This is a genomic window from Achromobacter sp. KK8 (assembly GCF_054188005.1).
In genome coordinates this window covers 1692105-1712942 of sequence record NZ_CM135178.1, presented here as the reverse complement: position 1 = coordinate 1712942, position 20838 = coordinate 1692105, and the positions used below count along the sequence as shown (strand labels likewise).

The following is a 20838-nucleotide window of genomic DNA, read 5'->3' as shown; positions in this document are numbered from 1 at the left end:
CCGCACGGCAGATTGAGGGTAGCAATGTCTTGGCGTTTATTATTCGCAACGCTCCTGCTGGCGCTTGGCGCGTCGGCCTGGGGCGGTATTCAATTGGGTGACTGGCTGGTGGCGCATGCGCCGCAGGCCGCGCCCGCGCCCGGCCAGGATGCGGCCGCGTCGCAGCAGCCCGTGCTCGATGCCAACGGGCGCCCCTACGTGGCGCAGCCGCCGCAGCCGCGCATCGATGGCACGCTCGGCGTGCCCGACAAACCGGCCGACCGCGAGTGGGCCATCAATACCGTCTCGCTGTTCGACACCGTCAGCGATCCCGCCGTGAAGATCTCGCGCGAGCGCATCAGCCAGGACCAGGCCCGCGAAATCGCCGCCGCCTCGCAAGTGCCGCTGCCGCAAGGCACATCAGACGTCAGCACGCTCGACCTGCAGGCGCCCGGCACCGGCACCGCCGTCAATGGCGGGCAGGGCCAGGCCCCGGGGCAGCAGGCGGCTGGCTACGGCAATACGCAAATGGTGCAGGCGCCGCCCCCGCCCAATTCGTCGCCCGCCCCCGGCGCGCCCGGATGGCAGGATGCGCTCAAGCGCGAACTGGCCCACTGTGCCACGCAGGGCTTCTTCGAGCGCCCCTCGTGCTCGTGGGCGGCCCGCAACAAATACTGCGGTCCCAACCGGGCCTGGGGCACGATGGCCGAGTGCCCGGCGCGCCCGCAGTAAGCCGCATCGTCCAGATCGCGCCACGCGCGATCACGCAAAAAAATGGCGCCCCGAGGGGCGCCATTTTCATGCCGGGCCGATCGATCAGTCGGGCACGGACATCTGGCTTTGCAGGTAGTTCTGCAGGCCCACCTTGTCGATCAGGTCGATCTGGGTTTCCAGATAGTCGATGTGCTCTTCGGTGTCGTCCAGGATGTCCTGGAACAGGTCGCGCGAAACGTAGTCGCGCACCGATTCGCAATAGGCGATGGCTTCCTTCACGGTGGCCTGGGCGCCTTGCTCCAGCTTCAGGTCACAGGCCAGCAGTTCCGGCACATCTTCGCCGATCAACAGCTTGTGCAGGTCCTGCAGGTTGGGCAGGCCGTCGAGCATGAAGATGCGCGCGATCAGGCGATCCGCATGCTTCATTTCGCCGATGGATTCTTCGTACTCGTGCTTGCCCAGCTTGTCGAAACCCCAGTGGTTCAACATGCGCGCATGCAGGAAATACTGGTTGATCGCCGTCAGCTCGTTGGTCAGTTGCTTGTTCAGGAACTGGATGACGGTTTTATCGCCTTTCATGATGGACTCCTTGCAGTCAGGCGCGACGCGCACTGCATCGCGACAAGAAGCGCACGATGCCGCGAGTACGCAACCCCGGCAGACTAACATCGGCCGCGGGGCCGCGCCTAGCCTTGGCGCGCATTTGGTAAACCGCTTTACGAGCGCTACAAGAAAGCGACAGACGAATGAGAATGAGTATGCGTGCGCGATGTCCTGCGGGCAATGCATCGCGGTTTCGCGGGCTGGGCGGACACGGGCGTCCCATTTGCCGCGGCATTTCAAGCGCGCCGCACCGCGTGAATGGCGTGATGACGCCATGAATCTATCAGACCGTTCCGACCGCACGCCACGTTGTGCAAACCCAACCCTGGCGCGCTGCGCGGGGTCCCGCGCCACGCGCACGCCCCAGCCTCGGCCAGCTTGACGCGCGCGCTGCCCGCGCCTAGGCGGCGCGCCGCGTCGCCAGCCAGATGCCGAATGCGATCGGCACGATGCCCAGCAGGTCCAGCCACGACACCGATTCACGCAGCACCACCCAGCCGAACAGCAGGCCCAGCGGCGGCATCAGGAAATGCAGCGCGCTGGCCGCGGTGGCGCTGGCGCGGCCCAGGATCATGAACCAAAGGTAGTAGCCGCCAATGGACACCGCCACGATCATGTAGGCCATGCTCCAGAACAGGCTGGCCGTCATGCGCGCGTCGCCGAGGCTCTCGTGCATCAGCGCCACCGGCATCAGCGCCACCGCACCGGCCAGCGACTGGATGCCGGTCGCCATCCACAGTCCCGTCGACGGCTTGAGGCGTTTGTAGAGCAACGTGCCCGCCACCAGCGCCACCAGGCCGCCTGTCACCAGCAGGGTGCCATGCAGGTCCTCCTGCATACCCGACAGGCGTGAACGCAGCACCAGGGCCACCCCCGCCAGGCCCAGGCACAGCCCGAGCATCTTGCGCCAGCCGAGCCGCTCGCCCAGCACCGGACCGGCCAACACGCCGATCAACAGCGGATTGGTGCTGATCAGCACCGCCGTGAACGCGGACGACACCGTCGTCATGCCACTCCAGCTCAGGCCCAGGTAGGCCGCGTTGTTCAGCACGCCCAGCAACACCAGCGCCGCCAGGTCGCGGCCGGCGGGCCGAGCCCAACGGCCGCTGGCCGCGGCCACGCCGAGCATCAGGGCGCCAGCGATCAGGAAGCGAATGGTCAACAGGGTCAGCGGCGGACAGTCGCGCACCGCGATCTTGGCCGCCGCGAACGCCGAGCTCCACAGGAAGCAGAACGCCGCGATGGGCGCCCAGGCCACCCCCATCGGCGCGTCGGCGGGCAGGGCGGTGGCGGGCAAAGTCGATGACGCCTTCATGGCAGCAGGTCCGGGCAAAGGAAGATGAGCCCATTCTGGGCGCGGCCCTATCCATTGACAAACGCTTTATTTGGATCAAAAGTATTTGAAAAACCGATGCAAAGGCGCCTCCCATGCTCGATCTCGATCTACTGCACAGCTTTGTCTCCGTCGTCGACGCGGGCGGCTTCACCCGCGCCGGCGAACGGGTGCACCGCAGCCAGTCCACCGTGAGCCAGCAGATCCGCAAACTCGAGGAGACCCTCGAATGCACGCTGTTCGTGCGCGAAGGCCGCCAGGTCCACCTGACCGAGGACGGCGAACGCCTGCTCGGCTATGCGCGCCGCATGCTGGCGCTGTCCACCGAAGTGCGCGAGGCGGTCAGCGGCCGCAAGCGGGTCGAGGTGATCCGGCTGGGCATTCCCGACGATTTCGCCGCTGACACGCTCACGGCCATCGTGGCGCAGTTCGCCCGCGCCCGGCCGAGCGTCCGGCTGTCGGTGCGCTGCGACCTGACCGTGGCCCTGACCCGCGGCCTGGAACGGGGCGACCTGGATCTGGCGCTGCTCAAGCGCGAACCCGGCGCCGGGCCGGCCCTGGCGACCTGGCGGGAACACTTGCACTGGATCGCGGGCGCGCCAGCCCTGCCCGCCAGCACCGAACCGGTGCCCTTGGTGGCCTTTCCGCAGGGCTGCATCTACCGCAACCGCGCGATTCACGCGCTCGAACGCGCTGCACGCCGCTGGCGCATCGCTTACGAAAGCCCCAATCTGATGGGAATACAGGCCGCGCTGGCGGGAGGACTGGGGGTGGCATTGCTGGAGCGCCGCTGCATCGCCGCGGGGCATCGGCTGGTCGACGACGCGCTGCCGGCGGTACCGCCGTCCGAGCTGGCGCTATGCCTGTCCGAACCAGCGCGCGAGCCAGTGCGCCAGTTGGCGGGAATGATCAGGGATTTTTGTGAAACGGAAACACAACGGCTTGCAGGGCTGGGCCTGCAAGCCGTGGCAGGTGGCGGCGCCGCTCAGGCGACGGCGACCTGGATGACCGGATAGCTGCTGTTCGCCGCGGACGTGCCCGGTTCGGCCATGGTGGCCGGCGGGTTGACCGGAACGGCGATCGAGCGCACATCGCACACGCTGGAACAGCGGCCGCCCGGCAGGTATTCGGCGGCGGTGGCCGCGCAGCAGCCGCAGCACGTGGCCACGCCCAGCTCGAACTGCAGGTCGGAAAGCGACGTCGCGCCCGCGTCCACGCTGGCGCGGACTTGGCGTTCGGTGATGGCATTACATACGCAAATGTACATGAGAATAATTATCGGCATTTGTTCATGCAATGGCAAGTACTCAGCGTAAATAATTTGCAACCACGTGGTCATCTAACCTATTGAAATAAGGGACGTTTTCCGAAGATTCGTCCCTTATTTCACCGCGCCGCGGCCTGCGCCTTGCGCAGCGCGGCCGGCGCGATCCGCAGTGCCTCGCGGTATTTCGCGACCGTTCGGCGGGCGATGACGATGCCCTGGTCGGCCAGTTTTTCCATGATCTGGCTGTCGGACAGGGGCTTGGCCCGGTTCTCCTCGGCCACCATCTGGCGGATGAAAGTCTGCACCGCCGTGGCGGATGTGGCGTCGCCGCCATCGGTCGACACTCCCGCCCCGAAGAAGCGCTTGAGCTCCAGCGTACCGAAGGGAGTGAGCATGTACTTCTGTGTCGTGGCGCGTGAAATGGTGGACTCATGCAGGCCCAGCTCGCCGGCAATGTCCTTGAGGATGAGCGGGCGCATGGCCGCCGGCCCCTGGCTGAAGAAGGCGGTCTGGCGGTCGACAATGGCCTGGGCCACTCGCAGGATGGTGTCGAAGCGCTGCTCCACGTTGCGGATCATCCATTTCGCCTGTTGCAGCTGAGACTGCAAGCCGGCGTGGGCCGACTCCTTCTGGTTGGCCAGCATTTGGGCGTACAGGCCATTGATCTGCAGTCGCGGCACGGCGGCGCTGTTGAGCGTCACCTGCCAGCCGCGGCGCGTCTTGCGCACGATGACGTCGGGCACGGCGTAATCGGCCGCCGGGACCGTCCAGGCGCGGCCCGGACGGGGCTCCAGACGCAGGATCAGGGCGTGCGCCGCGCGCAGCGTGGCCTCGTCACAACCGACCGCGGCGCACAGCCTGGCATGGTTGCCGGTGGCCAACAGCGCCAGATGCTGGGCGCAGACCAGGCGGGCGCAGGCCAGCGCCTTGGGATCCGCGGCCTCGGGCAACCGGGCCGTGTCGGGATTGCGCAATTGCAACAGCAGGCACTCGGACATGTCGCGCGCGCCGATGCCGGCCGGGTCGAACGATTGCAGCAGCGACAGCGCGGCGCGCAGCTCGTCCAGGTCCGGCTCCATCTCGGCCGGCAGCCAGCCCAGGATTTCCTCCAGGGGCGAGCCCAGGTAGCCGTTCTCGTCCAGTTCGTCGATCAGCAGCGCCGCCAGCGCGGCGTCGCGCGGCGCGGCGCGGGTCAGCACCAGTTGCCCGAGCAGGTGCTCGCGCAGGGTATCGGGCCGGGCGGCCTCGGGCAGGCTGGAATCATCATCGGGGTAGACCCCGCCCGAACCCGGCATTTCCTCGACCGGGGTGTCGCGCTCGGGCGCGGGTTCGTCGTCCTGCACCGACGACTCGCGCTCGGATTCGGCCTGCGTCTCGACGGAGGCAGGCTCATCGTCGCGTTCCAGCAACGGATTGTCGGCGAGCACTTGCGAGATTTCCGCCTCGAGCTCGAGCGTGGACAGCTGCAGCAACCGGATCGATTGCTGCAGTTGAGGGGTCAGCGTCAGATGCTGGCCGGGCCGCAGTTCTAAAATAGGACGGGTCATAGGTACAATATTTTGCATGATGAATCAGACTTCGCCCGCACGCGTTCGCCAGGATTGCCGCCTGATCGGCCAGACCCTGCTCAAACTGGCGCTTCCCAGACTTCTCGTGCGCGCGATCGTGATCGCAGTGGCCTTGATCGTCTGGTATCTCGCCGCTTCCTGGATCCTGGATTTCGGCAAGCGCATCAACTACGACTTCCTGCACACCCTGGGCCAACCCACCATGGACATGGTGCAAAAGGTCAACCCGTACATCTGGTGGGTCGTGGCCGGCATCTGGACCCTGATCGTCTTCTTCATCCTGCGCGCCTGGCTGTCGGCCAGCCTGGCCTCCGGCCGCGCCACCCCGATCGGCACCGGCGTGCTGGCCGACCTGGCGCCCCAGTTGTCCGAGGAGTCCCTGGGCGTGCTGCGCTGGACCTGGGGCGGCCGTGAAGAACCGTTCACTGTCGGCGACCTGCATCGCTCGCTGTCGGAAATCCGCCACAACCGCATCGGCAAGATCGCCATGGTGGCCGAGCAGGCCGAGATCCTCGACGGCGCCACCGCCCGCCCGCCGCGCGACGGACGCGACGACGGCCGCCGCGATGCGCGCGATTCCCGTGACATTCGCGACGCCCGCGAACCGCGCTACGTCGAACCGCGCATCGGTGGCCCGGCCCGCTGAGCGGCGCGCCCCCCACCGTTCGACGACCCAGGCCGCCGCAAGGCGGCCTGCTTGTTTCAGTCCCCTGCCAGCCGGGCTCCCCTATACTGGCCCTCCAGGCTCGCGCAACCGCGGCCGCGCACTTTAAAACCAGACCAAGCCGATTGCAGAGACCAGTCGGATGCGCGGCCAGCCCCCCTGGAGTTGCTTTACATGTTCCGTACCCCCGTCCGGTATGCCGCCGGCCTTCTGCTGGCCTGCTCGGCCGCTTTCGTCGCCGCCCCGGCAGCCGCCGCCTGGCCCGACAAGCCCATCACCTTCGTCGCGCCCTTCAGCGCCGGCGGCGCCAACGATCTGGTCGCCCGCATCATCGCCAAGGCGGTGGGCACGACCCTGAACCAGCCCGTCATCGTCGAAAACCGCCCCGGCGCCGGCGGCGTGGTCGGCGCCGCGCACGTCGCGCGCAGCGCGGCCGACGGCTACACCTATCTGGTGGGCAGCAACGGCACCGTCACCAACAGCCTGATCCGCTCGGACCAGCCCTACAAGGACGAAGAACTGACCCCGGTCGCGCTGCTGTCGATCACGCCGTCGGTGATCGTGGCCAATCCGTCGAACCCCGCCAAGGACCTGAAGGACTTCGTCGAACGCGCCAAGCAGGCCAAGACCGACCGTATCACGTTCTCGACCGCCGGCAACGGCAGTACGCCGCACTTCGTGGCCGAGATGGTCAAGGAGGCCACCGGACTGCCGGTCGAGCCCATCGCCTACAAGAGCGGCTCGGAAGGCGTGACCGCGGTGATCGGCAAGCAGGTCGACGCCACCTCGGAAGCCAGCATCGTCACGCTGCCGCTGGTGCAGAGCGGCAAGCTCAAGGCGCTGGCGACCACCTGGGACAAGCGCATGGCCAGCGCGCCCGACATTCCCACCACCGCCGAGCAAGGCTTCCCGGCCATCCGCATCGGCCACTGGGCGGGCCTGTACGCGCCGGCCGGCACGCCCGCCGACGTGCTCGACAAGATGAACGCCGCCGTCGAGAAGTCGCTGCAGACCAAGGAAGTGCAGGACGCGCTGCGCCAGAGCAGCATCGAGCCGGGCGGCGGTTCGCGCGCCAGCTTCGTCGAGTTCGCCAGGAGCGAGCGCGAGCGCCTGGGCCAGGTGGTCAAGAACGGCCACATGCAAATGCAATAACGCGTGTGACGCCAGCCGGGGACGATCTGTCCCCGGCTTTTTTATCGCCTTCCCGATTGCGCTGCCCGCAAAAGTATGTTTGACTAGCAACCTATGGCCGCTTACCGCACCTCCCTCGCGATTGCCACCGGACGCTTTGCCGCTCCGGTTGCCGGCCTGCGCGCTCGTACCGCCTTCATCGCGCTATCGCTATACCTACCGATCGGTTGCCGGGCCTAGTGTCCCCGTGGTAGCTCGGCAGCCACGCTTGCCACACGCGATTTCCCCTTTTCAAAACTGAATCTTGCGCCGCGCGAATGCGGCCAACCCTGGCACCAGGCCGCCATCCGGCCGCATGCCGGCCGAGGAAACCGATCCCGGGATTCACAAGAAACCGATCGAGGTGTAGTGATGATGCTTGCCAACCCCGCCACCAAATACGTCCCCTTCACGCCGTTCGCCCGCGACTTTTCCGAGCGCACCTGGCCCAGCCGCCGCATCACGCAGCCGCCGATCTGGATGAGCACCGACCTGCGCGACGGCAACCAGGCCCTGATCGAGCCGATGAGCGTCGAGCGCAAGCTCCGCTTCTTCGAGCAACTGGTCAAGATCGGCTTCAAGGAAATCGAGGTGGGATTCCCGTCGGCCTCGCAGACCGACTTCGATTTCGTGCGCAAGCTCATCGACGAAAAGCGCATCCCCGACGACGTCACCATCATCGTGCTGACGCAGTCGCGTGAAGACCTGATCAGCCGCACCGTGGAATCCGCGGCCGGCGCCAAGCAGGCCATCGTCCACTTGTACAACGCCTGCGCCCCGGCGTTCCGCAAGGTCGTGTTCAACATGACCAAGGACGAGATCAAGAACATCGCCACGACCGGCACGCGCCTGGTCAAGCAGTACATGGCCAAGCACCCGGAAACCAAGTGGCGCTACCAGTACTCGCCCGAAGTCTTCAGCACGACCGAACCCGAATTCGCGCTGGAAGTCTCGAACGCCGTGGCCGACGTATGGGAGCCCACGCCGGACTGCAAGATGGTGCTGAACCTGCCCGCCACCATCGAGGCCACCACGCCGAACATGTACGCCGACCAGATCGAGTGGATGCACAAGAACCTGGCGCGCCGCGACAGCATCGTGCTGAGCGTGCACCCGCACAATGACCGCGGCACCGCCGTGGCCGCCGCCGAATTCGCCGTGATGGCCGGCGCCGACCGCATCGAAGGCTGCCTGTTCGGCAGCGGCGAGCGCACCGGCAACGTCGACCTGGTCACGCTGGCCCTGAACCTCTACACCCAGGGCGTGCACCCGGGCCTGGACTTCTCGGACATCGACGAAGTGCGCCGCTGCGCCGAGTACTGCAACCAGTTGCCCGTGCACCCGCGCCATCCGTATGCGGGCGACCTGGTCTTCACGGCCTTCTCCGGTTCACACCAGGACGCCATCAAGAAGGGCTTTGCGCAACAGCAGCCCGACGCCGTGTGGGAAGTGCCGTACCTGCCGATCGACCCGGCCGATCTCGGCCGCAGCTACGACGCCGTGATCCGCGTCAACAGCCAGTCGGGCAAGGGCGGGGTGTCGTACCTGCTCGAACAGGAACACGGCCTGGTGTTGCCGCGCCGCCTGCAGATCGAATTCAGCCGCGCCATCCAGCGCGTCACCGACGAGACCGGCCGCGAAGTCACGGCCGACGACGTGCACACCATCTTCAACCGCGAATACCTGGAGCAGAAGGCCCCGTGGAAGCTGGTGCGTCACCGCATCGACGGCAATCCGGCCGCCGGCGAAGGCCAGCACTTCAGCATCGAGGCCGAGCTCGAATACAACGGCGAGCGCCGCATCGTGACGGGCAAGGGCGATGGCGCCATCTCGGCCTTCGTGGCCGCGCTGGACGTGCCGGTGCGCATCATGGACTACCACGAGCACGCCATCGGCACCGGCACCGACACCCGCGCCGCCTCCTACGTGGAACTGCGCGTCGGAGATTCGAGCACGGGCTTCGGCGTGGGCATCGACCGCGACATCGTGACGGCCTCGTTCCAGGCCGTGCTGAGCGCGGTGAACCGCCACATCAACGCCGGCGCCGTCACCACCGAACAGGAAGCCGCCCAGGCCGCGTGATCCGCCGCCAGGCCGCGGGCGCGGCGGTTACCGCCGCCGCGTTCCCCGTGCGCTTCTTACGGTGAAGCCGCGCCGCACAAAAAAATAGCCCGCCTTTATCCGGCGGGCTTTCTTCTTGCGTGATGCGTTCGACCGCGACGGGCGCGCGGCGCGCCCCTCAACCGCGCGGCCACATATCGGATGCGCCGATGTCGGGCTCGCGCGCGGCCAGCAGCCGCTCGTGGACCCAGGCGGCGATCGCCAGGGTGCGGTGGTCATCGTGGCGCTTGCCGATCAGTTGCAGGCCGACCGGCAGGCCCTGCGGGCCGGTGGCGAACGGCAGGTTCAGGCACGGCAGGCCGAACAGCGTCCACGCGCGCGAGAACTGCGGGTCGCCCGTGCCAAGGTCGGCGAACGGCGCCTCGCCGCTGGCGGCGGGCGCGAGCAGCACGTCGTACTTGTCGAACCAGCCGTCCACGCGCGCGCGCGATTCCGCGGCGCGCGCCAGATTCTTGATGTGTTCCTCGGCGCTGATCTGGGCCCCGGCCTCGAGGATCGCCTGGATCTTGGGGCTGAGCTGCGCGGCGTGTTCCAGCCGTTCGTAGGCCAGCGCCTGCGACGACTCGAACGCCATGATGTCGGCATGCAGCTGCACCAGCATGCAGTGCTCGGGCGGCAACGGCACTTCCTCGACGTGGGCGCCGGCGCGCGACAACGTGGCGGCGGCCTGGGCAAAGGCTTCCTTGGTCTCGGACTGGGCATGGCGCCATTGCAGGCTGCGGTACATGCCGATGCGCGGCTTGGCGTCGTAGGCCAGGTCCAGCAGGCGCGGATCGCGCATCATGACGGAGGCGAACAGGGCCGCGTCCGGCACCGAGCGGGCGAAGCCGCCGACCGTGTCGAGCGATTCGGCCAGGCTCTTGACCCCGGCCCGCGGAATGGCCCCGAACGTAGGCTTGTAGCCGACGATGCCGCAGTACGACGCGGGGCGGATGATGGAGCCGGCGGTCTGCGAACCCAGCGCGAACGGAACCATGTCGTCGGCGACCGCGGCGGCCGAGCCGCTGGAGGAGCCGCCGGGCGTGTAGGCCTCGTTGCGGGGATTGCGCGTGGGGCCGGCCTGGTAGGTGGCGAATTCGGTGGTGACGGTCTTGCCGATCACGATGGCGCCGGCATGGCGGCACAACGCCACGGCGGCGGCGTCCAGCCCGGGATGGTGGCGTTCGTAGATGGGGGAACCGTAGCGGGTGGGCAGATCGACCGTGTCGAACAGGTCCTTGACGCCGATCGGCAGGCCATGCAGCGGGCCGCGCAGGGGGCCGCGATCCAGGGCTTCCGCGTGATCCAGGGCGGCCTGCTTCTGCAGCGCCGTCCAGGCATGGATGGTGTTTTCGCGTTGCTCGATGCGCGCAAAGCAGGCTCGCACCAATTGCACCGCGGTCAATTCGCGCCGTTGCAGCTTGCGCGCCGCTTCAAGCGCGCCAAGTCTGTTTAAGGCAGTAGACATGATCCTTTCCTCTATCCCGGTGCCGCGCGATATGCGCGGTACTGACTTCCGCACCCGGTCCCCTTGACCTGGGGTTTGTCCCGATACGGCACGCGGCATGATGCGTGCCCGTCATGACAAACCCAGCCATTGTGCGCGTCGCGTCAATTGGGAAAACCACTGAAAAAACCGTGTTTTCGCAGGGATTTTCGCGCCACGCCGCGCCTTGGCCTTATGTTGTTGCGTTGTTATCAGCATAGCGCAAACGGGTGCAACACAAAGGTCATATTTGTCTTGTAAGATGAAAACGTTTTCAGCAAACCGGCAGCAATGTAGCCATGGCGTCGCGCGTATCGCCCCGCTTTTCCATCATCGAAGTGGCCCGCAAGGCGGGGGTTTCCCCCGCCACGGTTTCGCGCGCGTTCAACCAGCCCGAAATCGTCCATCCGGATACGCTGGCGCACATCCGCGCCATCGCCAAGCGCGCGGGTTTCCGGCCCAATCGCGTCGGCCGCAGCCTGCGTTCCGGCAGCACCCGCACGATCGGATTGATTCTGCCGACGCTATCCAATCCGGTATTCGCCGAGTGCTTTGAAGGCGCCGAACGGCGCGCCCGCGAGTCCGGCTACAGCGTGATGCTGACCGCCACCGGCTATGACCCGGCGGTGGAATCGGCCGCGGTGCAGGGCCTGATCGACCACCAGGTCGACGGCCTGATCCTGACGGTGGCGGACGCGGCCCGCAGCGCCACGCTGGACGACCTGGACAGCGCCGGCATGCCCTACGTGCTGGTCTACAACGAATCCGCCGACCATCCCTATGCCTCGGTCGACAATCGCGCGGCCGCCATTGACATGGTCTCGCACCTGGCGGCGCTGGGGCATCGGCGCATCGCCATCGTGACCGGCCCGCTGACGGCCTCCGATCGCGCTCGCCGCCGCCTGTCGGGCGCGCGCGCCTGCGCCAAGAAGCTGGGCCTGGAACCGATCCAGCACATCGCCATGAATTCGCACACCGGCAGCGACGCCGAGGCGATCAAGTCCGCATTGCGCGGCAAACAGGCGCCGACGGCGCTGTTCTGTTCCAACGACCTGCTGGCCACGGCCGTGATTGCCGACCTGGTGGCGCTGGGCCTGTCGGTTCCGTCCGATATTTCCGTCTGCGGCTTCGACGGCATGCGCTTCGGCGCCTTGCTGACGCCGCCGCTGACCACGGTGGCGCAACCCAGTGACGGCATCGGCCAGGCGGCCTGCTCCAACCTGCTGGCGCAGATCCATGGCCAGCCGCCGCAATCGAACCGCCTGCCGCACTGCATCGTGGTGGGCGGCACCGCGGCGCCGGTGCGCCGCTGAACCCCTTCCAGAATAAATACCGATCGAGACACGTGTCATGCTCATCGCACAGATTACCGACCTGCACATGCGCACCCCGGGCGACAAGGCGTACGGCATCATCGACCCTGCCGCCTTCCTCGGCCCGGCGGTGCGCGCGCTCAACGCGCTGACGCCGCGGCCCGACTGCGTGCTGATCACGGGCGACCTGACCGACCTGGGCCGTCCGCATGAATACCAGGCGCTGCGCGAGCAGTTGCAGGCGCTTGAAATCCCTTATTTCCTGCTGCCCGGCAACCATGACGACCGCGCGCAATTGCGCGCCGCCTTCCCGGACCATGGCTATCTGCAAGGACAGGGGCCGTTCATCCAGTATGCCGTCGAAACCTATCCGCTGCGCCTGCTGGCGCTGGACACGGTGGTGCCGATGAAAAGCCACGGCGAGCTGTGCGACGAACGCCTGGGCTGGCTGGCCGCGCGCCTGGCCGAACAGCCCGACCGGCCGACGCTGGTGCTGATGCATCATCCGCCATTCCAGACCGGCATCGAGCACATGGACGACATCGGCCTGCTGGCCGGCGGCCCGGAACTTGAAAGCATCGTGGCGCGCTATCCGCGCGTCGAGCGCGTGCTGTGCGGCCACCTGCACCGCACCATCTTCCGCCGCTTCGGCGGCACCATTGCCTCGACCTGTCCGGGCACCGCGCACCAGCTGGCGCTGGAGCTGGGGCCGCGCCCGACCCTGCAATACATCATGGAGCCGCCGGGCTACCAGTTGCACTGGTGGCACGACGGCGCGCTGGTCACGCACCACGCCGTGATTGGGGAATACCCCGGGCCATATCCCTTCGCCTGAGCCCCGATCTCGATTACAAACACTATGCCCTGCCATATCTCCGTCATGTTTGCGCTGCACAATGAAAAGGTTTTCATCGCACGCGCCGCAGACGGATCAGAAAACTAGATCCAAGAGACAGCATGTCATCCATCGTTCTGGATAATCTCACCAAGCAATACGGCGGCGCGGCCGCGATCCACGGCGTCAGCTTCACCGTGCCGGCCGGCAGCTTCACCGTGCTGCTGGGCCCATCGGGTTGCGGCAAATCGACCACGCTGCGCATGATCGCCGGCCTGGACACGCCCACGTCCGGCACCATCCGCATCGGCGACCGCGACGTCACCCAATTGCCGCCGGCCAAGCGCCGCATTTCCATGGTGTTCCAGTCGTACGCGCTGTTCCCGCACCTGTCGGTGCGCGAGAACATCCTGTTCGGCCTGAAGGTGCGCAAGGAGCCGGCGCGCGACTACGACCGCCGCCTGCAACGCGTGGCTTCGCTGCTGGGCCTGGGCCATCTGCTGGACCGCAAGCCGTCGCAACTGTCGGGCGGCCAGCAGCAGCGCGTGGCGCTGGGTCGCGCGGTAATTTCCGAAGCGCCGGTGTGCCTGATGGACGAGCCGCTGTCCAACCTGGACGCGCAGCTTCGCCACGAGATGCGGCGCGAGATCCGCGCCTTGCAGCAGGACCTGGGCATCACCATGGTGTACGTCACGCACGACCAGACCGAGGCCATGAGCATGGCCGACCAGGTGGTGCTGCTGCGCGGCGGCCAGATCGAACAGCACGACACGCCCGACGGCCTGTATGCCCGTCCGGCCAGCGAATTCGCGGCGCGCTTCATCGGCACGCCGCCCATGAACCTGATCAAGCTGATGCCGCTGCAAGGCGCCACGGTGATCGCCGGTACCCATGGTCCGGCCATCGCCGGCGCGCCGGAGGGCGCCGCCAAGCTGGGCGTGCGCCCTGAACACATCCGCATCGACAGCGACGGCATCGCCGCCACGGTGGAAAGCGTGGAGTACTTCGGCGCCGATTCCATCGTGGTCTGCCGCATCGGCGACAGCGGCGGGATCGCGGTGCGCGTGGGTGGCCACCTGCGCGCCCGCGCCGGCGAAGCGCTACGCCTGTCGTGGCCGGCCGAACAACAGCATTTCTTTGCCGCCGATTCGGCGGTCATCAACACCGTCGGGCGCTGAAGACGCCCAATCCACAGGAAAGGAAACGCAATCATGCGACGCATCGTACTCAAGACCCTGGCCGCCAGCCTTGCCGCCGCCTGCCTGTCGCTGCCCGCGCAGGCGCAGCAAAAGCCCGTCGAAGTGGAGTTCTACTATCCGGTCGCCGTGGGCGGCCCGATCACCAAGATCGTCGATGACATGGTGACGGACTTCGAGAAGGAAAACCCCGGCATCAAGATCAAGCCGATCTACGCCGGCTCGTATCAGGATTCGATCGCCAAGGCGCTGACCGCCCTGAAGGGTGGCACGCCGCCGCAGCTGGCCGTGCTGCTGTCGACCGACATGTTCACGCTGATCGACGAAGACGCCATCGTGCCGATCGACTCGCTGGCCAAGAGCGACGCCGACAAGAAGTGGCTGGGCGGCTTCTACGACGCCTTCATGCAGAACAGCCGCACCGGCGGCCACACCTGGGGCGTGCCGTTCCAGCGTTCGACCATCGTGATGTACTACAACAAGGATCTGTTCAAGGCCGCCGGCCTGGATCCCGAGCGCGCGCCCGCCACCTGGGCCGAGCTGGTCGAGTACGGCAAGAAGCTGACCAAGCAGGACGCCAGCGGCAACACCACCCAGTGGGGCATCGAGATCCCGTCGGGCGGCGCCTTCGCCTACTGGCTGTTCCAGGCCCTGACCACGCCCAACGGCGCGATCCTGATGAACGAGGCCGGCAACGAGGTCTACCTGGACAAGCCCGCCGTGGTCGAGGCCGCGCAGTTCTGGCGCGACCTGTCGGCCAAGCACAAGGTCATGCCCACGGGCACGATCGACTGGGGCACCACGCCCAAGGACTTCCTGGAAAAGAAGGCCGCCATCATCTGGACCACCACCGGCAACCTGACCAACATCCGCAAGAACGCCGACTTCCCGTTCGGCGTGGCGATGATGCCGCAGCAAAAGCGCGGCGGCAGCCCGACCGGCGGCGGCAACTTCTACATCTTCAAGAGCGGCACGCCTGAGCAGCAGCAGGCCGCGCTCAAGTTCGCGCAGTGGGCCACCACGCCCGAGCGCGCCGCCGACTGGAGCATCGCCACTGGCTACGTGGCCGTGACGCCGGCCGCCTGGCAGACCGAGAAGATGAAGAAGTACGCGCAGGATGTGCCGGCCGCCGCCGTGGCGCGCGACCAGTTGCAGGTGAGCGTGGCCGAATTCTCGACCCACGAGAACCAGCGCGTCACCAAGACCCTGAACGACGCCCTGCAGGCGGCGCTGACGGGGTCGAAGACGCCGCAGCAGGCGCTGACCGACGCCCAGCGCGAAGCCGACCGCATACTGCGTTCCTACAAGTAAATCCGCAAGCACGATGAGCCGCTCTTTGAATGCGCTTTATGGCTGGCTGCTGTTGCTGCCAGCCATCGTGCTGCTCGCCGCGTTCACGCATTACCCGGCGCTGGCGACGCTCTGGCACAGCTTCTTTTCCACCCCCAAGGGCGCGCGCCCGGCCCGCTTCGTCGGGCTGGACAACTACGCCGTCATGCGCGACGACCCGGTGTTCTGGCAGTCGCTCTGGAACAACCTGTGGTTCGCCCTGGGCACCATCCCGACCTCGATCGGCATCGCGCTGGTCATGGCGCTGTGGGTCAACCGCAACCTGCGCGGGCGCGGTTTCCTGCGCATGGCGTACTTCACGCCGACGGTGCTGCCGATGGTGGCGGTGGCCAATATCTGGCTGTTCTTCTACACCCCGCAGTACGGCCTGATCGCGCAGGTGATGCAGCTGTTCGGCTCGCCCGGCCCCAACTGGCTCGGCAACCGCGAAACCGCGCTGCCGGCGTTGATGCTGGTGACGGTGTGGAAGGAATCCGGTTTCTTCATGATCTTCTACCTGGCCGCGTTGCAGACGGTGTCGCCGTCGCTGCGCGAGGCGGCGATGCTGGAAGGGGCCTCGCGCTGGCAGTACTTCCGGCGCGTGCTGTGGCCGCTGTTGATGCCGACCACGCTGTTCGTGCTGATCAATGCGCTGATCAATGCCTTCCGGCTGGTGGACCACGTGGTGGTCATGACCCGCGGCGGGCCCGACAACGCCAGCACGCTGCTGCTGTACTACATCTACCAGGTGGGCTTCAGTTTCTGGGACACCGCCTACGCCGCGACGCTGACCGTCGTGCTGCTGGTGGTGCTGGCGCTGACGGCGCTGGTCAAGTTCCGCTGGCTGGACCGCAGGACGCACTACCAATGAAAGACAAGCTCGATACCCTGGGCGCGTGGGCGCTTGGCCTGTTGTGGATCCTGCCGCTGGCGTACGCCGTGTGGGCGGCGTTTCACCCGCCGGCCTACGCCACCCGCTTCGACCTGTTCGCGCCGCTCACGCTCGACAACTTCGCGCGGGCCTGGCAGGCCGCGCCGTTCCCGCGCTACTTCGCCAACACCTTCCTGCTGGTGACGATGGTGCTGGCGGCGCAGCTGGTGCTGTCGACCCTGGCCGGCTACGCCTTCGCGCGCTTCGAGTTCCGCGGCCGCGACTTCGTCTTCATGCTGGTGCTGCTGCAGCTGATGATCATGCCGGACGTGCTGCTGGTGGAGAACTACCGCTCCATGAGCCAGCTCGGCATCCGCGACACGGTGTTCGCCATCGGCCTGCCGTACTTCGCATCGGCCTTCGGCATCTTCCTGCTGCGCCAGACCTTCAAGACGGTGCCGCGCGAATTGGAGGAGGCCGCGCGCATGGAAGGCGCCAACGCGCTGCAGGTGCTGTGGAAGGTCTACGTGCCGCTGGCCAAGCCGATCTACGTGGCCTATGGGCTGGTGTCGGTCAGCCACCACTGGAACAACTTCCTGTGGCCGCTGATCATCACCAACTCGGTGGAATCGCGGCCGCTGACGGTGGGCCTGCAGGTGTTCTCGTCGACCGACCAGGGCATCGACTGGTCGGTGATCACGGCCGCCACGCTGATGTCGGCGGCGCCGCTGCTGATTGCCTTCCTGCTGTTCCAGCGCCAGTTCGTGCAGTCGTTCATGCGGGCCGGCATCCGCTGAGCCTTCCCTGGAAAGCAAAAGACCCCGCGCCACGCGGGGTCTTTTCGTTGGCGCGGCCAGGCGGTCAGTAACCGACCGTCAGGCCGGGCAGGTCCACCGTGATGCGCGGGCGTTCCAGCGCCAGCGCCAGGTGCTCGGCGAACTCGCGGGCCTCCTTGGCGTCGGTGGACAGGATGTCGTAGCCCAGCGCGTCGGCCACGCCCAGCACCTTGTCCAGCAGCAGCACCTTGCCGCTGGGACGCAGGGGCTCGCAGCCCAGGGTTTCCCAGGCGCCGTCGAACCAGTCGCGGGCGTCGTTCTGGCGTTGCGGGCTGGGTTCGACGTTGGCCGACAGGTCCAGCGAGCGCCGGGTGTCGAAAACGATGGTGATGTCGCTGCGCATGGCAGGGATTCCTTGAAATGGCGTCAACCGCAAAGGGTAGGGAAAAATCGCCGGGCAGATTGTCCGTCCGGCGACATTGCCTACCAGCCGCGGGAGACTTCCCAGGTGACCTCGGCGCCGGCGGCCTGCGACTGGCGCATCATGTCCAGCAGCGGGAAGGCGCGTTCCTTCAGGCCGACCGCGCGCGCCATGGGCGCCACCGGCGGCTTGTCCTCGTCTTCCTCGTCCTCGTCGTGGGTGCCCTGGGCCTCTTCGATGGCCCGTTCGATGCCCTGGATGGCCGGACCGAGCTGGTCGACGGTGAACACGCCGCGCTCGGGGATCTTGTCGCCGAAGGACTTGCCCGCGGCCTGCAGCAGGGCGCCGGCATGGTCGGTAAGCATCAGGACTTCGGCCACGACCTTGGAGTGAAATGTAATCAGCATATTCCGGTCTCCTACGGATTGAATACCTTCAATACACTACCGCAACGCCCTGGGGATGCCAACTGGCGCTCCGCCCTACCCGCCGGGGGCGGCCCGTGGCCGGTGGCGGTCGCCAAATCAAGCTATGATTCAGGAGATTCCCGTGACGGCAGGATCCGCGGCGGCCCAGGTTGCCGGCGCCCGCGCGGCCGCGCCTCCCCAGACGCGCCGGCCGGCCGATCCCCGCCCCCGGCACCGCCGGTGGGCCAGCGCGCGGGCCCGCGGCCCGGCCGCGCCCGCAGCCACCCTCGTCACCCACCCGAACTTCTCCAGACGCCCATGCTCCCCGAGCAACAAAAACAGCTTATCTCCCTGATCCAGGCCGCCGTCGCGCAGAGCCTGCCCGACGCCCAGGCCGATACGGCCCGAGCCAACGTGCTGCTGGAGCGCCCCAAGGTCGCCGCCCACGGCGACGTCGCCACCAACGTGGCCATGCAGCTGGCCAAGCCGGCCAAGCGCAACCCGCGTGAACTGGCCCAGGCCATCGTCGAGGCGCTGCTGGCCCTGCCCGGCGCCCGCGACCTGGTCGAAAGCGCCGAGATCGCCGGTCCCGGCTTCATCAACCTGCGCGTCACCGCCGCCGCCCGCCAGGCCGTCATCACGGCCGTGGCCGAGCAGGGCGAGGCCTTTGGCCGCGCCGCCCGCAGCGGCGAGAAGATCCTGGTGGAATTCGTGTCCGCCAACCCGACCGGCCCGCTGCACGTCGGCCACGCCCGCCAGGCGGCCCTGGGCGACGCCCTGTGCCGCCTGTACGACGCCATCGGCTGGGATGTGACCCGCGAGTTCTATTACAACGACGCCGGCAACCAGATCGAGAACCTGGCCATCAGCGTGCAGGCGCGCGCCCGCGGCGTGGGCACCGACTCGCCCGACTGGCCCGCCGACGGCTACAAGGGCGACTACATCCTGGACATCGCCCGCGACTTCCAGGCCGGCAAGACCATCCAGGCCTCGGACGGCGAGCCCGTCACCGCCACCGGCAACATCGACAGCCTGGAAGACATCCGCGCCTTCGCCGTGGCCTACCTGCGCCGCGAGCAGGACCTGGACCTGCAGGCCTTCGGGCTGAAGTTCGACAACTATTACCTGGAAAGCTCGCTGTACACCTCGGGCCGGGTCGAGGCCACCGTCAAGGCGCTGATCGCCGGCGGCCATACCTATGAAGAAGGCGGCGCGCTGTGGCTGCGCACCACCGAACTGGGCACGGGCGACGACAAAGACCGCGTCATGCGCAAGAGCGAGGGCGGCTACACCTATTTCGTGCCGGACGTGGCCTACCACAAAGCCAAGTGGGAACGCGGTTTCCACCGCGCCGTGAACATCCAGGGCAGCGACCACCACGGCACCGTGGCGCGCGTGCGCGCCGGCCTGCAGGCGCTGGAAGAGGGGATTCCCAAGGACTACCCGTCGTACGTGCTGCACAAGATGGTCAAGGTGATGCGCGGCGGCCAGGAGGTCAAGATCTCCAAGCGCGCCGGCAGCTACGTCACCATGCGCGACCTGATCGACTGGGTCGGCCGCGACGCCGTGCGCTACTTCCTGATCCAGCGCCGCGCCGACACCGAATTCGTGTTCGACGTCGACCTGGCCCTGTCCAAGAGCGACGAGAACCCGGTCTACTACATCCAGTACGCCCACGCGCGCATCTGCTCGGTCATCAACAACGCCGGCATGCCGGCGGCGGAAGTGGCCGCGGCCGATGCGTCCCTGTTGACCGCGCCGAGCGAATTCGCGCTGATGCAGCGACTGGCCGAGTTCCCCCACGTGGTGGCGCTGGCCGCCCAGGAACTGGCCCCGCACCACATCGCTTTCTGGCTGCGCGACTGCGCCGCCGACTTCCACGGCTGGTACAACGCCGAGCGCGTGCTGGTCGACGACCCCGCGCTCAAGCTGGCGCGCCTGCGCCTGGCCGCGACCACGCGCCAGGTGCTGGCCAACGGCCTGGCGCTGTTGGGCGTGTCCGCCCCCGAGCGGATGTAACATCGGTACATGGCCACCAAGCGCAAATCCACCCGCCGGTCAGGCGAAAGCGGCAGCACCCTGTACGGGGCGCTGGCCGGTCTGCTCCTCGGCTTGATCGTCGCCGCCGTCGTGGCGTTCTACGTCACCAAGGCGCCCGTGCCCTTTGTCGATCGCGCCACCCGCCAGGGCGACGCCGGCAAGCTGCCCGATCCGCGCCAGGCGCCGGACCCCAACGCCGGCCTGTACGGCCGCGACGGCGCGGCGGGTTCCCCGCCCACCGGCCCGACCGCCACGGCGCCCGCGCCGCTGCCGGGCGCGGGCGGCACCGCGCCGGCGGGCAAGTCGGACGACCTGGGCGCGCTGATCGCCACCCTGCCGACCTCCAACAACACGCCCGCGGCCGCCCCCGCGCCGGCCGCCAGCGCGCCGCCCACGCCCATCGCCAAGGTGGCGCCGACCCCGGCCCCCGCGGCCAAGGCGCCGGTCGCCAGCGCCGCCCCGACCGCGTCGGCCAATGGCTCGTACTACCTGCAGGCCGGCGCCTTCCGCGGCCAGGACGACGCCGAATCGCTCAAGGCTCGCATCATCCTGCTGGGCCTGCCGGTGGCGGTGCAGAAGGCCGAAGTCAACGGCAAGCCGATCAACCGCGTGCGCGTCGGTCCGTTCGCCCGCCTGGACGACATGAACCGCGCCCGTGGCCGGCTGGGCGAGAACAAGATCGAAACGGCAGTGGTGCGCCAGTAACATGGCGCGCCCATCATGGTTTTTGATTGAACTAATCCAGGCCCGGCCCTGTCTGTAACCT

Annotated in this window: 20 protein-coding genes; 13 read left to right on the top strand and 7 right to left on the bottom strand. The window is 67.5% G+C overall.

The window, feature by feature from the left end:
* Window positions 1-24 precede the first annotated feature (24 nt).
* Window positions 25-711, top strand: a complete 687-nt coding sequence (locus ACVN9Z_RS07910) for a hypothetical protein (RefSeq protein ID WP_006386994.1) — start codon at window positions 25-27, stop codon at window positions 709-711.
* 84 nt (window positions 712-795) lie between these two features.
* Here ACVN9Z_RS07910 and bfr read toward each other — a convergent pair whose 3' ends face one another.
* A complete protein-coding gene (gene bfr, locus ACVN9Z_RS07905) occupies window positions 796-1272 on the bottom strand; it encodes a bacterioferritin (protein WP_006386993.1) in 477 nt (158 codons plus the stop codon).
* 424 nt (window positions 1273-1696) lie between these two features.
* A complete protein-coding gene (locus ACVN9Z_RS07900) occupies window positions 1697-2611 on the bottom strand; it encodes a DMT family transporter (RefSeq protein ID WP_054498188.1) in 915 nt (304 codons plus the stop codon).
* 113 nt (window positions 2612-2724) lie between these two features.
* Between ACVN9Z_RS07900 and ACVN9Z_RS07895 the strand changes: the two genes are divergently transcribed.
* Window positions 2725-3645, top strand: coding sequence for a LysR substrate-binding domain-containing protein (locus ACVN9Z_RS07895; RefSeq protein WP_006386991.1), 921 nt, complete (start codon window positions 2725-2727; stop codon window positions 3643-3645).
* Here the strand turns inward: ACVN9Z_RS07895 and ACVN9Z_RS07890 are convergent.
* Together ACVN9Z_RS07890 and rpoN are read right to left on the bottom strand one after the other, a co-directional pair.
* Window positions 3615-3914, bottom strand: coding sequence for a (2Fe-2S)-binding protein (locus ACVN9Z_RS07890; RefSeq protein ID WP_006386990.1), 300 nt, complete (start codon window positions 3912-3914; stop codon window positions 3615-3617). The genes ACVN9Z_RS07895 and ACVN9Z_RS07890 overlap by 31 nt on opposite strands.
* Window positions 3915-4015: 101 nt before the next feature.
* Complete coding sequence (rpoN, locus tag ACVN9Z_RS07885; RefSeq protein ID WP_442867415.1) at window positions 4016-5443, bottom strand: RNA polymerase factor sigma-54; 1428 nt, start codon at window positions 5441-5443, stop codon at window positions 4016-4018.
* 16 nt (window positions 5444-5459) lie between these two features.
* Here rpoN and ACVN9Z_RS07880 point away from each other — a divergent pair, with 16 nt between their 5' ends.
* The 3 genes from ACVN9Z_RS07880 to leuA all read left to right on the top strand — a co-directional run bounded on the left by ACVN9Z_RS07880 (window position 5460) and on the right by leuA (window position 9380).
* The gene (locus tag ACVN9Z_RS07880; RefSeq protein WP_070782163.1) at window positions 5460-6110 is read left to right on the top strand and encodes a hypothetical protein; all 651 of its coding nucleotides are present in this window, start codon (window positions 5460-5462) and stop codon (window positions 6108-6110) included.
* 192 nt (window positions 6111-6302) lie between these two features.
* On the top strand, window positions 6303-7280 hold the full coding sequence (locus ACVN9Z_RS07875; RefSeq protein ID WP_006386985.1) for a tripartite tricarboxylate transporter substrate binding protein: 978 nt from the start codon (window positions 6303-6305) through the stop codon (window positions 7278-7280).
* A gap of 390 nt (window positions 7281-7670) precedes the next feature.
* Window positions 7671-9380 (top strand): 2-isopropylmalate synthase, encoded by a 1710-nt coding sequence (gene leuA, locus ACVN9Z_RS07870; protein WP_054446051.1) that lies wholly within the window; start codon window positions 7671-7673, stop codon window positions 9378-9380.
* A 157-nt stretch (window positions 9381-9537) separates the two neighbouring features.
* Here leuA and ACVN9Z_RS07865 read toward each other — a convergent pair whose 3' ends face one another.
* Window positions 9538-10866: an amidase gene (locus tag ACVN9Z_RS07865; RefSeq protein WP_026384935.1), complete on the bottom strand. Its 1329-nt coding sequence runs from the start codon at window positions 10864-10866 to the stop codon at window positions 9538-9540.
* A gap of 317 nt (window positions 10867-11183) precedes the next feature.
* Between ACVN9Z_RS07865 and ACVN9Z_RS07860 the strand changes: the two genes are divergently transcribed.
* The 6 genes from ACVN9Z_RS07860 (at window position 11184) to ACVN9Z_RS07835 (ending at window position 17225) form a co-directional block, all read left to right on the top strand.
* A complete protein-coding gene (locus ACVN9Z_RS07860) occupies window positions 11184-12197 on the top strand; it encodes a LacI family DNA-binding transcriptional regulator (RefSeq protein WP_458213319.1) in 1014 nt (337 codons plus the stop codon).
* A gap of 37 nt (window positions 12198-12234) precedes the next feature.
* On the top strand, window positions 12235-13032 hold the full coding sequence (locus ACVN9Z_RS07855) for a phosphodiesterase (protein WP_006386981.1): 798 nt from the start codon (window positions 12235-12237) through the stop codon (window positions 13030-13032).
* A gap of 122 nt (window positions 13033-13154) precedes the next feature.
* Window positions 13155-14210, top strand: coding sequence for an ABC transporter ATP-binding protein (locus ACVN9Z_RS07850; protein ID WP_006386980.1), 1056 nt, complete (start codon window positions 13155-13157; stop codon window positions 14208-14210).
* Between the two features lie 33 nt (window positions 14211-14243).
* Window positions 14244-15539, top strand: a complete 1296-nt coding sequence (locus tag ACVN9Z_RS07845; RefSeq protein WP_047992427.1) for an ABC transporter substrate-binding protein — start codon at window positions 14244-14246, stop codon at window positions 15537-15539.
* Window positions 15540-15552: 13 nt separating this feature from the next.
* Window positions 15553-16428, top strand: a complete 876-nt coding sequence (locus ACVN9Z_RS07840) for a carbohydrate ABC transporter permease (RefSeq protein ID WP_006386978.1) — start codon at window positions 15553-15555, stop codon at window positions 16426-16428.
* Window positions 16425-17225 carry a carbohydrate ABC transporter permease gene (locus ACVN9Z_RS07835; protein WP_006386977.1) on the top strand — a complete coding sequence of 267 codons (801 nt, stop codon included), beginning with the start codon at window positions 16425-16427 and terminating at the stop codon, window positions 17223-17225. The genes ACVN9Z_RS07840 and ACVN9Z_RS07835 overlap by 4 nt, the downstream gene beginning before the upstream one ends.
* Window positions 17226-17289: 64 nt before the next feature.
* On the opposite strand, the gene ACVN9Z_RS07830 is transcribed toward ACVN9Z_RS07835, so the two are convergent.
* A complete protein-coding gene (locus ACVN9Z_RS07830; RefSeq protein WP_006386976.1) occupies window positions 17290-17607 on the bottom strand; it encodes a hypothetical protein in 318 nt (105 codons plus the stop codon).
* Between the two features lie 80 nt (window positions 17608-17687).
* Complete coding sequence (locus ACVN9Z_RS07825; protein WP_020925654.1) at window positions 17688-18032, bottom strand: DUF1840 domain-containing protein; 345 nt, start codon at window positions 18030-18032, stop codon at window positions 17688-17690.
* A 318-nt stretch (window positions 18033-18350) separates the two neighbouring features.
* Here ACVN9Z_RS07825 and argS point away from each other — a divergent pair, with 318 nt between their 5' ends.
* Complete coding sequence (gene argS / locus ACVN9Z_RS07820) at window positions 18351-20051, top strand: arginine--tRNA ligase (protein WP_458213318.1); 1701 nt, start codon at window positions 18351-18353, stop codon at window positions 20049-20051.
* A gap of 9 nt (window positions 20052-20060) precedes the next feature.
* Complete coding sequence (locus ACVN9Z_RS07815; protein WP_020925656.1) at window positions 20061-20777, top strand: SPOR domain-containing protein; 717 nt, start codon at window positions 20061-20063, stop codon at window positions 20775-20777.
* Window positions 20778-20838: the final 61 nt, after the last annotated feature.

Excerpts from the sequence above, each read along its gene's own strand:
- ACVN9Z_RS07910 (WP_006386994.1), top strand. The coding sequence starts at position 25 with ATGTCTTGGCGTTTATTATTCGCAACGCTCCTGCTGGCGCTTGGCGCG.
- bfr (WP_006386993.1), bottom strand. The coding sequence starts at position 1,272 with ATGAAAGGCGATAAAACCGTCATCCAGTTCCTGAACAAGCAACTGACC.
- ACVN9Z_RS07900 (WP_054498188.1), bottom strand. The coding sequence starts at position 2,611 with ATGAAGGCGTCATCGACTTTGCCCGCCACCGCCCTGCCCGCCGACGCG.
- ACVN9Z_RS07895 (WP_006386991.1), top strand. The coding sequence starts at position 2,725 with ATGCTCGATCTCGATCTACTGCACAGCTTTGTCTCCGTCGTCGACGCG.
- ACVN9Z_RS07890 (WP_006386990.1), bottom strand. The coding sequence starts at position 3,914 with ATGCCGATAATTATTCTCATGTACATTTGCGTATGTAATGCCATCACC.
- rpoN (WP_442867415.1), bottom strand. The coding sequence starts at position 5,443 with ATGACCCGTCCTATTTTAGAACTGCGGCCCGGCCAGCATCTGACGCTG.
- ACVN9Z_RS07880 (WP_070782163.1), top strand. The coding sequence starts at position 5,460 with ATGATGAATCAGACTTCGCCCGCACGCGTTCGCCAGGATTGCCGCCTG.
- ACVN9Z_RS07875 (WP_006386985.1), top strand. The coding sequence starts at position 6,303 with ATGTTCCGTACCCCCGTCCGGTATGCCGCCGGCCTTCTGCTGGCCTGC.
- leuA (WP_054446051.1), top strand. The coding sequence starts at position 7,671 with ATGATGCTTGCCAACCCCGCCACCAAATACGTCCCCTTCACGCCGTTC.
- ACVN9Z_RS07865 (WP_026384935.1), bottom strand. The coding sequence starts at position 10,866 with ATGTCTACTGCCTTAAACAGACTTGGCGCGCTTGAAGCGGCGCGCAAG.
- ACVN9Z_RS07860 (WP_458213319.1), top strand. The coding sequence starts at position 11,184 with ATGGCGTCGCGCGTATCGCCCCGCTTTTCCATCATCGAAGTGGCCCGC.
- ACVN9Z_RS07855 (WP_006386981.1), top strand. The coding sequence starts at position 12,235 with ATGCTCATCGCACAGATTACCGACCTGCACATGCGCACCCCGGGCGAC.
- ACVN9Z_RS07850 (WP_006386980.1), top strand. The coding sequence starts at position 13,155 with ATGTCATCCATCGTTCTGGATAATCTCACCAAGCAATACGGCGGCGCG.
- ACVN9Z_RS07845 (WP_047992427.1), top strand. The coding sequence starts at position 14,244 with ATGCGACGCATCGTACTCAAGACCCTGGCCGCCAGCCTTGCCGCCGCC.
- ACVN9Z_RS07840 (WP_006386978.1), top strand. The coding sequence starts at position 15,553 with ATGAGCCGCTCTTTGAATGCGCTTTATGGCTGGCTGCTGTTGCTGCCA.
- ACVN9Z_RS07835 (WP_006386977.1), top strand. The coding sequence starts at position 16,425 with ATGAAAGACAAGCTCGATACCCTGGGCGCGTGGGCGCTTGGCCTGTTG.
- ACVN9Z_RS07830 (WP_006386976.1), bottom strand. The coding sequence starts at position 17,607 with ATGCGCAGCGACATCACCATCGTTTTCGACACCCGGCGCTCGCTGGAC.
- ACVN9Z_RS07825 (WP_020925654.1), bottom strand. The coding sequence starts at position 18,032 with ATGCTGATTACATTTCACTCCAAGGTCGTGGCCGAAGTCCTGATGCTT.
- argS (WP_458213318.1), top strand. The coding sequence starts at position 18,351 with ATGCTCCCCGAGCAACAAAAACAGCTTATCTCCCTGATCCAGGCCGCC.
- ACVN9Z_RS07815 (WP_020925656.1), top strand. The coding sequence starts at position 20,061 with ATGGCCACCAAGCGCAAATCCACCCGCCGGTCAGGCGAAAGCGGCAGC.